Here is a 16,285-nt window from a genome sequence, read left to right on the forward strand (position 1 = left end):
CCGGTGACCCGGGGCGGGCTACTCCGTACGCAGCCCGTCCGGGCGCATCAGGCGCCACAGCGAGGGCAGCGACAGCAGCGTCACCAGCAGGATCAGCCCCGCGCCCGCCCCCGCCATCGGCAGGAACAGGAACCAGTCGGAGACCGTCTTCTCGATCATCCAGGTCAGCATCGCCCCGAGCGCCAGTCCGCCCAGGACCGCCACCGTGAGCCCCAGCACCACCGGCACCGCGGTCTGCCACAGCACCGACCAGCCGAGCGTGGTGCGCCGGGTGCCGAAGGCCACCAGGACCGACAGCAGCCGCTTGCGCTCCCGCAGCTGCTCCAGCTGGGAGACCAGCATGGACGCGGCGATCAGCAGCAGCGTCGCGGTCGCGCCCACCTGGAGGCCGGTCTGGATGCTCGCGTACTGCCGGTTGCGCTCCACCGATTCGATGGTGACGAAGCGCATGGCGGGATCGATCCTGGCCGCCGTGTTGCGTACGTACTCGGCGACGTCCGGCACGCTCTTGTCGACCCGGATCTGGGCGGTGATCGTCGCGCCGGGCAGCTTGCCCGCGTCGATCGCGCCGGTCGTGGCCATGATCCCCCAATGGACCGTGCCCATCGGGTCCTTGCGGCCCTTCACGGTCGGGGAATCGGCGGGCAGCGTCCACCGCACCGGCTTCGCCTGCCCGGAGCTGATCTCGACCTCCTTGCCCTTGCGGGCGGTCTTGTCGATCCAGGCGGACATGTCCTTGTCGCCCGCCGGGTGGACGACGAACGTGTCGCCGTCCTCGCAGGCGCCGATCCTGGCCAGTTCGCGCAGGGTGTCGCAGGTGCCGACCGTCAGCGAGGTGGTGGGCTCGATCTCGTCCTCGGAGTAGACACCGGGCCTGGTCGCGTACGCCTCCACCGAACCGATGACCACGTCCACGCCCTTGGTGGCGCGGAACTGCTCGATGGCCGAGGTGGCCGCCTCGCCCGTGACCTTCTCGGAGAAGCCGGCGAACTGGGCCCGCGTGGGGTCCTGGCCGGTGATCCGGTTGAAGTCGGCGTTCATCGCGGCGAAGAGCATCTGCAGGGCGATGGCTCCCGCCACCGCCACCGTGACCCCGCTGACCGCGCGTGACGCGGACCCGCTGCTCAACTGGAGCCTGCGGGTGGCGAGCTGCCAGGGCACCGGGCCACCGCGCAGCCGGTTCACACACGCCTCGACCAGCCAGGGCAGCAGCAGCGCGAGCCCGACCAGCACCAGTACGGCACCGGCTGTGATCGGAACCGGGTTCACCGGCTCGTACGCCCCGACCCGGCCCGTGAACCCGAGCACCGCCAGCCCGGCCAGCGGCACCGGCAGCCGCCACCACAGGCGGCGCCCCCGCTCACGGCCCCGGCGCACGACGCCCAGGGGCTCGATCACCACGGACCGCATCGCCGTCAGGGTGACGAGCACGGCGGTCAGCGGCACCGCCACCACGATGAGCGCCACCAGCAGGGGATCGGGCACCAGGTCGGCCGGGAACGCGCTGACGTCCCAGATCTCCACCGCACCGACGAACTGCCTCCCCACCAGGAAGATCCCCAGGCCGATCAGCAGCCCGAGCAGCGAGCCGAACAGCGCCTCCCCGGCCGCGATCCGGCGGGTCGTCCGGATGTCCGCGCCCACCAGCCGCAGTGCGGCCAGTCTGCGGTCGCGGCGGTCGCCGCCGAAGCGCACGGCCGTCGCGATGAAGATCCCGACCGGGACGAGCAGCACGACGCAGACCATGATGCTCAGCAGCACGAGAAGGGGCGAGAACGGCTCGCCCGGACGGTCGTCGCCGTAGCCCGCGATCCGGTGCCCGCCATTGGCGGGAGTCAGTGTGCCGCTGCCCGCGTAGTACCGCAGCTCCCCGGGGGAGACCAGGCCCGCGTCCCCGATCGTGCCGATGGTCCGGTACGCCAGGCGCTCCCTGAGCAGGGTGTTCTCCGGTGCGGCCAGCAGCTTTCGCAGGGCGGGCGAGACCAGCATCTCGTCCGGCCCCGGGAAGCGGCCGACGCCCGGCGGCAGGGCCGGGTGCGCACCGTCCGCCCGCATCAGATGACCCGAGATGGTCCGGTCGTGGTACTCGGTCCCGGCCTCGGCGCGGACCACCGAGGTGTCCGACTTCTTCGCCTGGGCGTCGGGGGAATCCGACACCTGTGCCTCGGCCCGGGCCTGTTCGCGGCCGGACCGCTCGTCGAGCATGTGCGGCACTGCGGAGGCGGTCAGCAGCAGTGCGACACCGAGGCCCACCCCGATCCCGGTCAGCAGCGTACGGATCCAGCCCTCGCGGCCCCCGGCGGCGGCGAACCGGATGCCGAGGCCGAGGTCGCGGAGCGTCGTCGCGCCGCGTGAGGGCGGCGCGGGACGCGGCGGCACCGTCGTGCCCCGCTTCTCGTCGAGCAGTGTCATGCGGAGTGCTCCAAGTCGCGGGCCCGGCCGTCGCGCACGGTGACGTCACGGTCGGAGTAGGCGGCGACCCGGGTCTCGTGCGTCACCAGGACCACGGCGACGTTGGCGGACCGGGCGGCCTCGGTGAGCAGCTCCATGACCCGCTCGCCGTTCAGGGAGTCCAGCGCGCCGGTCGGCTCGTCCGCGAAGATCACTTTCGGGGAGGAGGCCAGCGCACGGGCCACGGCGACACGCTGGCCCTGACCGCCGGAGATCTCGCCGGGACGCTTGGCGCCGAGGTCGTCGACCTCCAGGCGCTCCATCCATTCGAGGGCGGTGCGCTCGGCGGCCTTGCGCCTGACCCCGTTGAGCCGGAGCGGCAGCGCGACGTTCTCCACGCAGGTCAGCTCCGGGACGAGCTGGCCGAACTGGAACACGAAGCCGAACTCACTGCGGCGCAGGGCGCTGCGCTCGGCGTCGGACATCGCCGACAGCTCACGGCCCGCGTAGGTGATGGTGCCCGAGTCGGGTGTGATGATTCCGGCGAGGCAGTGCAGCAGGGTGGACTTGCCGGAGCCGGAGGGGCCCATCACCGCGACGACCTCGCCGGGGTGGATGGAGAACGAGGCGCCGTCCAGCGCGGGCGTCGGACCATAGGCCTTGCGCAGGTCATGGGCGGCGAGCAGGGAGCCGTCGGGGATCACTTGGCCACCACCTCGGCGAGCCGGTCGAGCCGCGCGGCGGTCAGTTCCAGCCAGCGCAGGTCGGCCTCCAGATGGAACAGCGCGTGGTCGCAGATCAGCTGGTCGGCGAGGTCGCCCCGCCGCTTGCGGTCGGTGAGGATACGCATCAGGCGCAGGTGCTCCGCTCGCTGGGCGTCCAACAGCTCGGCGGCGCTGCGGCCGGTCAGGAGAGCCAGGACGACCTTGGTGTAGAGGGTCGACTGAAGGTAGGGTTCCGGTTTTTCCGGCTGGGCGAGCCAGCTGGAGACATCCGTGATCCCCGCGTCGGTGATCGCGTACCGCTTGCGCTCGGGACCGCCGTCGCTCTCGACCCCGTCGACGACGACGAGGCCGTTCTTGAGCAGCCGGGACATGGTCGAGTAGACCTGCCCGTAGTGCAGGGGGCGGTCGTGGCCGAACTTCTCGTCGAAGGTCCGCTTGAGGTCGTAGCCGTGGCGGGGGCCGGACTCCAGGAGTCCGAGCAGGGTGTGGCCGATTGACATGCCGAGCACTCTACATGGTGTGTATACCCCGGGTGTATACCGGGACGGGCGAGGACGCCTCCCACCCGGGAACGGGCGGGGGCGAAGCCCTCATCCACCGGCGGGACCCGGTCCCGACGGGCCCGGACCGCCACGCGGACCCGGCCCGTCCCCGGGGCCGGCCCCCGGCTGCGGGCCGGGCGGCTCCGGTGCTCCGGGCCTCTCCTGCGGACCGGGCCTGTCCTGCGCGGCGGTCTTCGGCGGCCGGCCCCGGCGGGCGATCGGGGCGGCCGAGCCCGGCAGCCGGCCCGCCTCCGCCAGCGCCCGGCGCAGCAGGAACTCGATCTGCGCGTTCGCGCTGCGCAGTTCGTCGGAGGCCCAGCGGGCCAGCGCGTCGTGCACCGCGGGGTCGAGCCGCAGCAGCATCTGCTTGCGCTGCTGCGGCCGCGCCACCGGTGCGCGCCGGGGAGGTGTCTGTTCGGTCACTGGTAGAGCGTGCCCGTGTTGAGGACCGGCTGCGCCGCACGATCACCGCACAGCACCACCATGAGGTTGCTGACCATGGCCGCCTTGCGCTCGGAGTCCAGCTCGACGATGTCCTGCTCGGCGATCCGGGTCAGGGCCATCTCGACCATGCCGACCGCTCCTTCCACGATCTGCTGACGGGCCGCGACGACCGCGCCCGCCTGCTGGCGCTGGAGCATCGCGGACGCGATCTCGGGGGCGTACGCGAGATGGCTGAAGCGCGACTCGATGATCAGGACGCCCGCCGCCTGTACCCGGGCGGTGAGCTCGACGGCCAGCTTCTCGGTGATCTCCTCGGCGTTGCCGCGCAGGGAGAGGCCGTTCTCGTCGTGGGCGTCGTAGGGGTACTCTATCGCGATGTGCCGGACGGCGGCCTCGGTCTGGGTGGCGACGAACTCCAGGAAGTCGTCCACCTCGAACAGCGCCTGCGCGGTGTCCTCGACCTTCCAGACGACGATCGCCGCCAGTTCGATCGGGTTGCCGTAGGCGTCGTTGACCTTCAGGACGGCCGTCTCGTGGTTGCGGACCCGGGTGGAGATCTTCCGGCTGGAGGTCAGCGGGTTGATCCAGCGCAGTCCGTCGGCGCGGATCGTGCCGACGTACCGGCCGAAGAGCTGGATCACCCGGGCCTCGCCCGGGGCGACCATCTTCACACCGCTCATGCAGAAGAAGGAGGCGATGACGAGCAGGATTCCGAGGACGAGGAGGGGGATGCCGATCCCGTTGTGCCCGTTCGCGCCCAGCACGGCGCCGAGGATCACCAGGCCGACGCCGAGGAACACGCCCAGAACCGTCAGCAACAGGCCGATGCCGCCCGGGATGGAGTGCGCCGTCACCTCTCTGACCTGCGGGGCGGGCATCTCCGGGGCGTCCGGGACGAGGCCGGGCGATGCGGTGGCAGGAGTGGCCGTGCCGGGGCTGTCGTGCTGTTCGGTCATGGGGTCCCCCGTTTCGTGCGGCAGCGAGCCGCGCTATCAATGTGATTTCACATTAACGGTTTTCGCAACCCTGCGCACCTCTCGGGAGTCGGTTCCTACGGGAACGGGTGCTGATTGTCACGTCCGGAAAAGACCGAATCACTCGCTTTTCGCTCTCGCCGACGGTGTTAGCTGGCTGGGCTGAGCGGAGCTGGTCGAGCAGAGAAACAGGGAGCAACACCGATGGGTCGAGCGGATGCGCGACGAGCCCAGGCGCGAGGACCGCGCCGGGCTGCGAAGAGCGGCGGCATACGCGGACTCTTCACCTGGAAGAAGCTGCTCGGCACCTTCTTCGGGCTGTGCCTGCTGGTCATGGGGGCCTTCGTGGCGCTCTACGTGTACGTGGACGTGCCCGAGGCCAACGCCATGGCCGAGCGGCAGAGCAACGTCTACAAGTACAGCGACGGCACGCTGCTCGCCCGGGACGGCAAGGGCGTCAACCGCCAGATCGTGGACCTCGCCGTCGTACCGAAGAAGGTCCAGTACACCTTCGCCGCGGCCGAGAACAAGACCTTCTACGACGACAAGGGCGTCGACCTGAAGGGCACCGCCCGCGGCCTGTTCAACACGCTCAGCGGCAAGGGCAAGCAGGGTGGCTCGACCATCACCCAGCAGTACGTGAAGAACTACTACCTGACGCAGGACGCGACCGTGAGCCGCAAGCTCAAGGAACTCGTGATCTCCCTCAAGGTCGACCAGAAGAAGAGCAAGGAATACATCCTCGCCGGGTACATCAACACCGCGTACTACGGCCGCGGGGCCAGCGGCATCCAGGCCGCCGCGCAGGCGTACTACGGCGTCGACGCCAAGGACCTCGACGTCGCCCAGGGCGCCTACCTCGCCTCGCTGCTCCAGGCGCCCAGCCAGTACGACTGGGCCGTCGCCAGCGAGACCGGCAAGCGTCTGGTGTCCGACCGCTGGGAGTACACCCTGGACAACATGGTCGAGATGGGCTGGCTCGACGCCGCCGAGCGCGCCACGCTGAAGTTCCCCGTCCCGCAGAAGCCCAAGCCCGCGCCCGGGATGGAGGGGCAGACCGGCTACCTCGTGGAGGCGGCCAACCAGGAGCTGCGGAAGCAGGGACTGAGCGACGAGGCCCGTGAGGCCGGCGGCTGGACCTTCACCCTGAACATCGACAAGAAGCGCCAGAAGCAGCTGGAGAAGTCGGTCGAGGACCAACTGGAGTCCAAGCTCGACCGCGAGGGGAACAAGGTCGACGCCACCGTCCAGGCGGGCGCCACCTCCGTGAACCCGAAGAACGGCGCCGTGGTCGCGCTGTACGGCGGTGTCGGAGCCACCCAGCACTGGATATCCAACGCCACCCGCCAGGACTACCAGCCCGCCTCCACCTTCAAGCCCCTGGTGCTCGCCTCCGCCCTGGAGAACGGGGCGAAGACCCAGGACGGCGATCTGATCGGACTGAACACGGTCTACGACGGAACCAGCAGACGCCCCGTCGTCGGCAGCGACACCCCGTTCAAGCCGCAGAACGAGGACGACCGGTCCTACGGTCCGATCTCCGTCCAGAAGGCCCTGAACAGCTCGGTCAACTCGGTCTTCGCGCAGATGGTCGTCGATGTCACCCCCGCCGCCGTGAAGCGGACCGCGCTCGGCCTCGGCGTGCCGGACAAGAACTTCCCCGAGCGTCCCGCGATCACCCTCGGCACGATGAACGCCTCGACCTGGGACATGGCGGGCGCGTACGCCACCTTGGACAACCACGGCAAGAAGGTCACCCCGCACATCGTGAAGTCCGCGGAGCACCGCGACCTCACGGCGAAGACGGTCGACGGCATCGGCAAGCAGGTGATCAGCCGCAAGTCGGCCGACACCGTGACCTCCGGGCTCACCGGGGTCGTCGACGCCGGTTCCGGCCGGGCGGCCAACACCTCCGCGTACGACGCGGCGGGCAAGACGGGTACGTCGGAGGACAACAAGTCGGCCTGGTTCGCCGGCTACACCCCGGAGCTGACCACGGTCGTGGCGCTCTTCGGGGAGTCGGCCAAGGACGGCGGCGGACAGGTCAGCCTGACCGGCACGGCCAACTCCGGCCGGGCCAACGGAGGCGGCTTCCCGGCGGAGATCTGGGCGGACTACACGCTCGGCGCGCTGGGCGGCGGTTCGAACGCCCAGTTCGACCTGGAGGACGTCGAGCGCGGTGAGGTGACCGTGACCGAGAGCCCCTCCTCGACGCCGTCCGAGTCCACGAAGCCCGAGGAGACCCCCTCGGCGCCGACGAAGTCGCCGTCCGGGACGCCCAGCGGCCCGCCCACGGGCGCGACCACCCCGCCGCCCACGCCGACCACGACCCCGCCGACGACTCCCACCGAGTCGCCGATCCTGCCCACGGAACCGGGGGAGGGCGAGGGCAGGCCCGGCGAGGGGCAGGGAAGCAACAACGACCGACCCGGACGGTGACGGCCGCCGGGTGAGGACGGGGAGAGGGGGGGGGGGGGGGGGGGCCGCCCCCCCCCCCCCCCCCCCTCTCCCCGTCCCGGCGGATCAGCCGCCGTTCACCTTCTTGGCGATCCGGTCGCCGAGGTCCATGTCCACGTTGCGCCAGTACTGGAGCGAACGGTCCAGGACCGGGCGGCTCACCCCGTCCAGCAGATGGCCGGAGGCGTTGGAGACCAGCCGCTCGCGCGCCGCGTCGTCCATGACCTCGCGCACCAGCGTGCCCGGCTGGCCCCAGTCGTCGTCCTCGCTGTGCAGCTTGTACGCCTCGTGGACCATCTCGCCCGCCGTGGCCCAGCCCGCCGGGTCGCCGAACTGATCGGTGTCGGCCGCCGGACCCCCGTACGAGTTCGGTGCGTACACCGCACCCGTCCGGGCCGGCTCGTACCGCATCGGGCCGTCCTTCGCGTACGAGCTCCGCCCGAAGCGCGGCCGGTTGGGCGGCAGCTGGGCGTAGTTCGGGCCGATCCGGTAGCGGTGGGTGTCCGGGTACGAGAACAGCCGGCCGAGCAGCATCTTGTCGGGCGACGGACCGATGCCGGGCACCAGGTTCGACGGCTCGAAGGACGCCTGCTCGATGTGGACGAAGAAGTCCTCGGGATTCTGGTTCAGCGTCATCCGGCCGACCTCGATCAGCGGATAGTCGCCCTGCGGCCACACCTTGGTGAGGTCGAAGGGGTTGAACCGGTAGTCCGGGGCCGCGTCGAACGGCATGACCTGGACCTTCAGCGTCCAGCTCGGGTGGTCACCGCGCTCGATCGACTCGAACAGGTCGCGGCGGTGGACATCGCCGTCGGTCCCCGCCATCGCGTCGGCGTCGGCCTGGGTGTAGAACTCGATGCCCTGGTCGGTCTTGAAGTGGTACTTCACCCAGAACCGTTCGCCGCCCGCGTTCACCCACATATAGGTGTGCGAGCTGTAGCCGTTCATGTGGCGGTACGTCTTCGGGATGCCCCGGTCGCCCATCAGCCAGGTGACCTGGTGCGCGCTCTCGGGGGACAGCGACCAGAAGTCCCACTGCATGTCGTGGTCGCGCACCGCGCTGTCCGGGCGGCGCTTCTGGGAGCGGATGAAGTCCTGGAACTTCATCGGGTCGCGTACGAAGAAGACCGGCGTGTTGTTGCCGACCATGTCGTAGTTGCCGTGCTCGGTATAGAACTTCAGTGCGAAGCCGCGCGGGTCGCGCCAGGTGTCGGGGGAGCCCTGCTCACCGGCGACCGTGGAGAAACGGGCCAGCATGTCGGTCTGTTTGCCGGGCTGGAACAGGTCCGCCTTGGTGAACTGGCTGACGTCGTTCGTCACCTTGAAGGTGCCGTACGCGCCGGAGCCCTTGGCGTGCACCACCCGTTCGGGGACCCGTTCACGGTTGAACTGGGCCATCTTCTCGATGAGGTAGTGGTCCTGGAGCAGGATCGGGCCGTCGGATCCGACGGTGAGCGAATGTTCGTCGCTCTCCACCGGGATCCCGGCGTTGTTCGTGGTGTACGGAAGCTGCGGGGTTTCCTCGGTCACGAGCGTCCTCCCGTCGGTGGGGGGTATCGGTCAGGTCGCCTCGTTCACAGATGCAGTCAACTCCGGCGATTCCGGACCGGCAACATTTCGGTCCGCTGCGGTGATCCGGTCACCGCAGCGGAACCACGAACCCCAGCACGAAGCGCCGCCCGCCCCTCCGGGCGGACGGCGCAGGATGCGGACAGGTCCTACTGCCCCCGCGTCGCCATCTCGAACCAGACCACCTTGCCCGTGGAGAGCCGGGTCGCCCCCCAGCGCCTGGCCAGCCGGTTCACCAGGAACAGACCGCGTCCGCCCTCGTCCGTCTCGCGGGCGCGGCGCTGCCTCGGCAGCTGCGGGGAGTCGTCGCCGACCTCGCAGCGCAGGATGTCGGTCCGCAGCAGCCGCAGCGTCACCGGCCGCTCCGCGTACCGCACGGCATTGGTGACGACCTCGCTCACGAGCAGCTCGACCTCGTCCGAGAGGTCGTCCAGGCCCCACCGGCTGAGCGCCCGGCGGGCCAGCCTGCGGGCCCGTCCCGGGGCGGCGTCCTCGGGTTCCAGGAACCAGTACGCCACATCGCTCGGCGCGATCCCGTCGAAGCGGGCGGCGAGCAGCGCGATGTCGTCGTCCCGGTCACCCGGGCCGAGCATGTCGAGCACGTCGTCGCAGAGCGCCTCCAGCGGCGGCGAGTGGTCGGGGCCGGTCAGCTGGGCGGTGGCGGCGAGGCGCTCGCGCAGCTGCTCGATGCCCGTCCAGACGTCGCGCAGCCGGGACTCCACCAGGCCGTCGGTGTACAGCAGCAGTGTGGCGCCCGCGGGCGCGTCCAGCTCCACGGCCTCGAAGTCGACACCGCCGACCCCGATCGGAGCCCCCGGCGGTACCCGCAGCACCTCCGCGCGCCCGCCCAGGTGCAGCAGGACGGGCGGCGGGTGCCCGGCGTTGGCGATGGTGATCCGGTGAGCGACCGGGTCGTACACCGCGTACAGGCAGGTCGCCATGCGGTCGCTGCCGAGCCGCTGCGCCTGTTCGTCCAGATGGTGCAGCACCTCCTGCGGCGGCAGATCGAGACCGGCCAGGGTCTGCGCGGTGGTGCGCAGCTGGCCCATGATCGCCGCGGAGGTCATCGAGTGGCCCATCACATCACCGACGACCAGGGCGACCCGGCTGCCGGGCAGCGGGATCGCGTCGTACCAGTCGCCGCCGACCCGGGCCGTCTCGGCGGCCGGGAGATAGCGGGAGGCGAGCCGGACCCCGGTGGGCTGCGGCAGCGAGTCCGGCAGCATGGTGCGCTGGAGCTCGTCGGCGATATAGGCCTCGCGCCCGTACAGCACGGCCTTGTCGATGCCGAGCGCGGTGTGGGTCGCCAGCTGGGCCGCGACCAGCAGGTCATTGGCCTCGAACGGCGGTCGCTCGGTCCCGCGCAGGAAGACGGCGGCCCCGATCACCCGGCGCCGGCCGCGCAGCGGGGCGAGGATCGCACGGTGCCCGGTGGGCACGGTGTGACCCGCCCCGAGCAGTTCGGGCAGCGCCGCGCGGGCGGCGGCGGAGTCCCCGAACACCGGCCGTACGCCGCGCAGCACCTCGGCCAGCGCGCCGCCGGGGCGGACCTCGCACAGCTCGGCGGCGGGCAGCAGACCGGCCTGCGGGTCGGTGACGGGCAGCCGCAGGCGCTCGGTGTCCGGGAGGCCCTCGCTCTCCTCGTCGGTGAGCCGCAGCCGGTCGCTGCGGCGCAGCCGCAGGACGAACGGGACGACCGGCCGCTCGTCCCCGACGGGCAGCGGGTCGCGGAGGTAGACCAGGATCGCGTCGGAGAACGTCGGCACGCTGGCCCGGCACAGCCCCAGCACGATCTCGTCCAGGTCTATGCCGCGGGCGATGCGCCGGGTGGCGGCGCCCACGAAGCGCAGCCGGTCGCCCTCGCGCCGGGCGACCGCCTGGTGGTCGGTGACGGTGGAGGGGCCGGGGATCGCGCCGGCGGCGGTCCGCGGGCCCGGTCCGGGCGCGGCGGCCGGGCCGGGGATCGCGGCGGTGGCAGGGGCAGCCCCCGCCGCGGCGTCCTGCTGCCGCGGCCGGGTGCGTTCCTGCGGCCGGGCCGCGAGGGGCTGCCGGCCTTCGTGGGAGGTGGGGTGCTCCGTCACGCGTGGGATTCCGTCCGTCCGGGCCGGTTGTATGAGGCAGTCACCTCGTGGGGCGCTACTGTGCCCCGGCAAGAGCGGTAAGAACAACGGCTGTCACCGGATGCCCGCATTCGCGGGGCCGAAACCGAGCGTCCGCACGGTGGCCGGTTGACAACGTTTCCAGGGACGGGGCAGCGGACAGCGAGCATGTCTCCACCCCCTCGTAGTGGTTCCTGCGGCCGTACGGTCCGTCCGGGTCCGTGTCCCGTACGGTGCGCGCGGCCGTCGCGATGACTTGTGGTCAGGTCCTGTGCCATGCCCGCCGGTTGTGGTGGCGGGGCCCCTGAGGGGGACGATCCTACGGTCGGCCCCCCGGGGTCTTCCAAGGGTCTCACGACGGCATACGGGCAGGGGTGCGGTCCCAGTCATCCGGCAGCGGCGGAACCTGCCACCGCGGGTCCGGCCGCCAGTCCTCCCAGCCGTCGCGGAACGGGGCGCCCCACTCCTGGATCACCTGGACGGCCGCACGGCCCGCCGCCCGCACCCGCCCCGCGGTGGCCGTGTCCATCAGGCCGACCCGCTGCGCCTGGGCGAACTCGTCCTCGTCGAGCCACTTCCAGCTCCGGTCCGGGTGCACGGAGATGTCGAGAAAGTGATCCTCGGAATCGACCCCTCCGGCCCAGCGGGTACGGGGCTCCTCCAGGTTGACGTACCAGTTGCGGAAGAGCCATCCGCGGTCCCAGAACAGCCACACCGACCAGGGGTCACCGGGCCTGGCGAGCTTCAGCACCCCCGAGCCGAACCAGGTCGAGCGGGCGGTCGTGCGCGGCGCGGTGTAGCGGGTGGCGAGGGGCTCGGTCTGCACCGGGGTGCCGTCGGCGAGGACCGGCCGCACGCACTCGGTGCCGGGCGCCATCCAGACGGCGAGCAGCGTCTCGGAGTCCTCGACGACGGTGACCGGGCGGCAGATGTGCACGGGGCGGGCGGCCGAGTCCCCGCGGGCCCGGCCGTTGTCGCGGTAGCGCCAGAGGATCCGGTCCCCCGGCGCCCAGCGTGAGTGCTCTCCCGTGTCTGTCATGGAGGGATCCTACGGACGCGGTCCGCCCGCCCGCTGCGATACGCGTCACCCGTCGGCGGTACGCGGTACGGCACGTACGGGCACGTACGGCGCGTACCGCCCGAGCCGTACGCCGTACCGCGCGGGCGGCGCGTCAGCGGGAGGTCATGGCCGTGTCATGCGCAGGACGTCCAGCGCCTCGTCGAGCTGCTCGACAGTGAGGTCGCCGCGCTCGACATAGCCCGAGGCCAGCACCGTCTCGCGGATCGTGGTGCCGTCCTTGAGGGACTTCTTGGCGACCTTCGCCGCCTCCTCGTAACCGATGTACTTGTTCAGCGGGGTCACCACGGAGGGCGAGGACTCCGCGTACGCGCGGGCCCGCTCCACGTTCGCGGTGATGCCGTCGACCGTGCGGTCGGCGAGCAGCCGGGAGGCGGTGGTGAGCAGCCGCACCGACTCCAGCAGGTTCTTCGCCATGACGGGCAGCATCACGTTCAGCTCGAAGTTGCCCGCGGCGCCCGCGACGGCGACCGTCGTGTCGTTCCCCGTCACCTGGGCGGCCACCATCAGCACCGCCTCCGGGATGACCGGATTCACCTTGCCCGGCATGATCGACGAGCCCGGCTGGAGGTCGGGCAGGCTGATCTCGGCCAGTCCGGTGCGGGGGCCCGAGGCCATCCAGCGCAGGTCGTTGGAGATCTTGGTCAGGGAGACCGCGATCGTCCGCAGCTGGCCGGAGGTCTCCACGAGTCCGTCCCGGGCGCCCTGGGCCTCGAAGTGGTCGCGGGCCTCGGTGAGCGGCAGCCCGGTGGCGGCGGCGACCTCGGCGATCACCGCGGCCGAGAAGCCGGGCGGGGTGTTGATCCCGGTTCCCACCGCCGTACCGCCCAGCGGGAGCTCGGCGAGGCGGGGGAGCGAGGCGCGCAGCCGCTCGACGCCGTAGCGGATCTGGGCCGCGTAGCCGCCGAACTCCTGGCCCAGGGTCACCGGGGTGGCGTCCATCAGATGCGTACGGCCCGACTTGACGACCTCGGAGAATTCGGCCGATTTCCGCTCCAGGGCGTCCACCAGATGGCCCAGTGCCGGGATGAGGTCGGCGGTGACGGCGGCGGTCGCGGCGATGTGGATGGAGGACGGGAACACGTCGTTGGACGACTGCGAGGCGTTCACATGGTCGTTGGGGTGGACCTCGCGGCCCAGGCGCTCGGTGGCGAGCGTGGCGATGACCTCGTTGGTGTTCATGTTGGACGAGGTGCCGGAGCCCGTCTGGAACACATCGACGGGGAAGTGCTCGTCCCACCGGCCCCCGGCGACCTCCGCCGCCGCCTCCCGGATCGCTCCGGCGATGTCCGCGTCCAGCACCCCCAGCTCCGCGTTGACCTTGGCGGCAGCCGCCTTGATCCGGGCCAGGGCCTCGATATGGGCGCGCTCCAGCCGCTGTCCGGAGACCGGGAAGTTCTCCACGGCCCGCTGGGTCTGGGCACGCCACTTGGCGTGCGCCGGGACCCTCACCTCACCCATCGAATCGTGCTCGATGCGGTACTCCGTGGCGCCTGACGAATCGTCCATGGTGTGTAAACCTCCTGAAAAAGTTGAGCACTTGTCTTGTTCTATGTATTCCCTTGGCGGCTACCGACCAGTAAATACCGGGGGTAACAACTCACCAGGAGGCGCAATGAGGCGCACCAGGCTCAGACTTCGCGGGCTTCGCTGTACGGTCGCGGCAGCCGCGGCCCTCGCGGCGGCCGTCGGTGGCATGGCCGCCGCCGGACCGGCAGGCGCGAGCGAGTCCCGTACCACCACTACCGCATCCACCCCTCTCCCGCCCGAACTGGAAGCCGTCCGGGCCGCGGAAGCCACCCAGCTGTACGGCAGCCCCGCCGAACGGCCGCTCGCCGACCGCAAGACCGGGCTGATCTCGCTGGGCGACAGCGAGATCTCCGGCGAGGGCGTCGGCACCTACGAGCCCGGCACCAACGGCCCGGACAACTGGTGCCACCGGTCACCCGACGCCGCCATCCACCGCACGGGCATCGCGGCGGACGTCACGTACAACGTCTCGTGCTCCGGTGCCTATACCGGGAACATCAAGATCGGCGGATCCAAGCAGTACGCCGATGAACTGGTCCAGAGCGACAGCCTCGCCGTGAAGGCGCGCAACACCCGGATCAAGATGATCGTGCTGGTGGCCGGGGCCAACGACGACCTCCAGTTCGGTCCGGTCATGACCGACTGCGTGGTGCGCTACATCAGCCTCCAGGGCCCCTGCGAGCCCAAGTACGCCGGTGGCTGGCAGGCGCGCGTCGACGCGCTCGTCCCCAAGGTCGAGCAGACGGTCCGGGACCTGCGCACCGTCATGACGGGCGCGGGCTACGCCAACAGCGACTACAAGCTGGTCGTCATGGGCTACCCGAGCCCGATCGGCCCCGACTTCCGCGACAACCCGGACTTCCCCGGGAAGCTCGTCTGCGGCGGTCTCGGCTACGACTCCGACACGGTCTGGGGCCGCAACACCGCCGTCCCCGCGTTCGAGGTCGGCATGCGCAAGGCCGCGGCCTCGACCGGAGCCGTCTTCCTCGACAACTCCCGGCTCTTCCACGGCCATGAGGTCTGCACCCAGCAGACCTGGGCGCGCGGGCTCTACATCGACCTCACCAAGCCGGGCACACCGGACGAGAACTCGGTGCGGCAGTCCTTCCACCCCAACGCGGCCGGCCACGGCGCCTTCGCGTCCTGCCTCACCCAGATCTACAACTCCGGACTGCGTGAGGCCGGCTGCGCCGACCCCGGCAGCACGGGCAGGCCGGTGCTCCAGCCCGCCGCCTGGGACGACGTCTTCAAGCCGCTGAAGAACGAGGCCACCGGCACCTGTGTGGACGTCCCCGCCTCGGAGACCCGCAACGGCACCGCGATCGGCGGCTGGGACTGCCACGACGGCCGCAACCAGGGCTGGTGGTACGACTCCACCGAGCGGACCGTCCGCACCGAACTCAGCCACGACCGGTGCCTGGACGTGCCGGGCGCCAAGTACGACGCGGGTGCCACGCTCGTCGTGTGGGACTGCTCGGGCGCGGCCAACCAGAAGTTCGTCCAGCAGTCGGGCACCCTCCGCCCGGCCGCGGCGACCGGGCTCTGCCTGACCCTGTCCGGGGCCAAGGACCCGCTCAGGCTCCAGGCGTGCGACGGCGGCGCGAAGCAGCGGTTCGTGTAGGGACGGCCCTCCCGGCCACCTGCGCCGGGCAGGACACAGGCGTGCCGAGCGAAGGGGAAGGGGTGGCCGCGGTGCCGCGGCCACCCCTTGACCCGCCGGCCGGACGGCCGGTCTCAGCCGTCCTGGGCGGTACGCAGCCCGGCGGCCACCAGCTTCAGCAGCGCGGCGGGCTGATCGGCCAGATACATGTGCCCGCCGTCCAGTTCGGCCACGGTCAGCACACCCGTGGTCGCCCGGCACCACTGCGCCGCGTCGCCCGGCCCGACCAGCGCGTCCGTACGGCCCCGCACCGAGGTGACGGGCGCCGACAGCGGGCGGTCGGACGAGGGCACGTACGTCTCGTGGAGCCGTACGTCGGCCCGGAGCGTGGGCAGCAGCAGCTCCCGCATCTCCGGGTCCTCCAGCGCCGGATGGGCGTACCCGGCGAAGCTCCTCACCCGCGCCGCGAACTCCTCGTCCGGCAGACCGCCCGCCCGGTCCGTCCTGGCCGTCCACGGGCCGGGGGACCCGCTGACCACCAGGGACTCCAGCCGCGGGCCCGCCGTGCCGGGGGCCTGCTCGATCCGGTGCGCCAGCTCGTACGCGAGTACCGCGCCCATGCTGTGACCGAACAGGGCCACCGGCCCGCCCGCCCCGAGCGCGGCGGTGACCTGCGCGTACGCGTCGTCCACGGCCGGAGCCGCCGAGGTGTACGCGGGTTCGGCGAACCGTTTCTCACGGCCCGGCAGCTGCACCGGGAGGATCCGCAGACCCGCCGGGGCCAGGGCCTGCCACGGGGCGTAGAACGACGGACCCGCCCCGGCGAAGGGCAGGCAGATCAGGACGGTCTCTTCCACGGTCTCTCGGTCCTTCTTC

Annotated in this window: 12 protein-coding genes; 2 read left to right on the forward strand and 10 right to left on the reverse strand. The window is 71.3% G+C overall.

Translation table 11 applies throughout. From position 1 onward, the window contains the following. Positions 1-18 precede the first annotated feature (18 nt). The 5 genes from ABT170_RS17820 to ABT170_RS17840 all read right to left on the reverse strand — a co-directional run bounded on the left by ABT170_RS17820 (position 19) and on the right by ABT170_RS17840 (position 5,058). Entirely contained in the window at positions 19-2,412 is a 2,394-nt protein-coding gene (locus ABT170_RS17820) for an ABC transporter permease (protein ID WP_329946318.1), read from the reverse strand. Next, positions 2,409-3,095 (reverse strand): ABC transporter ATP-binding protein, encoded by a 687-nt coding sequence (locus ABT170_RS17825; RefSeq protein WP_329946317.1) that lies wholly within the window; start codon positions 3,093-3,095, stop codon positions 2,409-2,411. Before ABT170_RS17825 ends, ABT170_RS17820 begins: the two co-directional genes overlap by 4 nt. Beyond that, positions 3,092-3,616: a PadR family transcriptional regulator gene (locus ABT170_RS17830; protein ID WP_329946316.1), complete on the reverse strand. Its 525-nt coding sequence runs from the start codon at positions 3,614-3,616 to the stop codon at positions 3,092-3,094. The genes ABT170_RS17825 and ABT170_RS17830 overlap by 4 nt, the downstream gene beginning before the upstream one ends. A gap of 90 nt (positions 3,617-3,706) precedes the next feature. Beyond that, entirely contained in the window at positions 3,707-4,081 is a 375-nt protein-coding gene (locus ABT170_RS17835; RefSeq protein ID WP_351868353.1) for a type II toxin-antitoxin system antitoxin, read from the reverse strand. After that, positions 4,078-5,058 carry an SPFH domain-containing protein gene (locus ABT170_RS17840; protein WP_351868356.1) on the reverse strand — a complete coding sequence of 327 codons (981 nt, stop codon included), beginning with the start codon at positions 5,056-5,058 and terminating at the stop codon, positions 4,078-4,080. The genes ABT170_RS17835 and ABT170_RS17840 overlap by 4 nt, the downstream gene beginning before the upstream one ends. A 222-nt stretch (positions 5,059-5,280) precedes the next feature. Between ABT170_RS17840 and ABT170_RS17845 the strand changes: the two genes are divergently transcribed. Then, positions 5,281-7,515: a transglycosylase domain-containing protein gene (locus tag ABT170_RS17845; protein ID WP_351868359.1), complete on the forward strand. Its 2,235-nt coding sequence runs from the start codon at positions 5,281-5,283 to the stop codon at positions 7,513-7,515. An 84-nt stretch (positions 7,516-7,599) separates the two neighbouring features. Here ABT170_RS17845 and ABT170_RS17850 read toward each other — a convergent pair whose 3' ends face one another. From ABT170_RS17850 to ABT170_RS17865, 4 genes are all read right to left on the reverse strand, one after another. Then, positions 7,600-9,063, reverse strand: a complete 1,464-nt coding sequence (locus tag ABT170_RS17850; protein ID WP_351868362.1) for a catalase — start codon at positions 9,061-9,063, stop codon at positions 7,600-7,602. A 188-nt stretch (positions 9,064-9,251) separates the two neighbouring features. Further along, a complete protein-coding gene (locus tag ABT170_RS17855; protein ID WP_329946311.1) occupies positions 9,252-11,183 on the reverse strand; it encodes a SpoIIE family protein phosphatase in 1,932 nt (643 codons plus the stop codon). Between the two features lie 370 nt (positions 11,184-11,553). Then, on the reverse strand, positions 11,554-12,240 hold the full coding sequence (gene fomD, locus ABT170_RS17860; RefSeq protein WP_266923344.1) for a cytidylyl-2-hydroxypropylphosphonate hydrolase: 687 nt from the start codon (positions 12,238-12,240) through the stop codon (positions 11,554-11,556). Positions 12,241-12,384: 144 nt separating this feature from the next. After that, entirely contained in the window at positions 12,385-13,788 is a 1,404-nt protein-coding gene (locus ABT170_RS17865) for a class II fumarate hydratase (RefSeq protein ID WP_329946310.1), read from the reverse strand. Between the two features lie 106 nt (positions 13,789-13,894). On the opposite strand from ABT170_RS17865, the gene ABT170_RS17870 reads away from it, so the two are divergent. Next, positions 13,895-15,430: a ricin-type beta-trefoil lectin domain protein gene (locus tag ABT170_RS17870; RefSeq protein WP_329946309.1), complete on the forward strand. Its 1,536-nt coding sequence runs from the start codon at positions 13,895-13,897 to the stop codon at positions 15,428-15,430. Between the two features lie 113 nt (positions 15,431-15,543). Here the strand turns inward: ABT170_RS17870 and ABT170_RS17875 are convergent, their stop codons facing one another. Beyond that, positions 15,544-16,266: a thioesterase II family protein gene (locus tag ABT170_RS17875; protein WP_329946308.1), complete on the reverse strand. Its 723-nt coding sequence runs from the start codon at positions 16,264-16,266 to the stop codon at positions 15,544-15,546. Positions 16,267-16,285: the final 19 nt, after the last annotated feature.

The sequence above is a fragment of the Streptomyces sp. NPDC001787 genome (assembly GCF_040297465.1).
Lineage (GTDB): Bacteria > Actinomycetota > Actinomycetes > Streptomycetales > Streptomycetaceae > Streptomyces.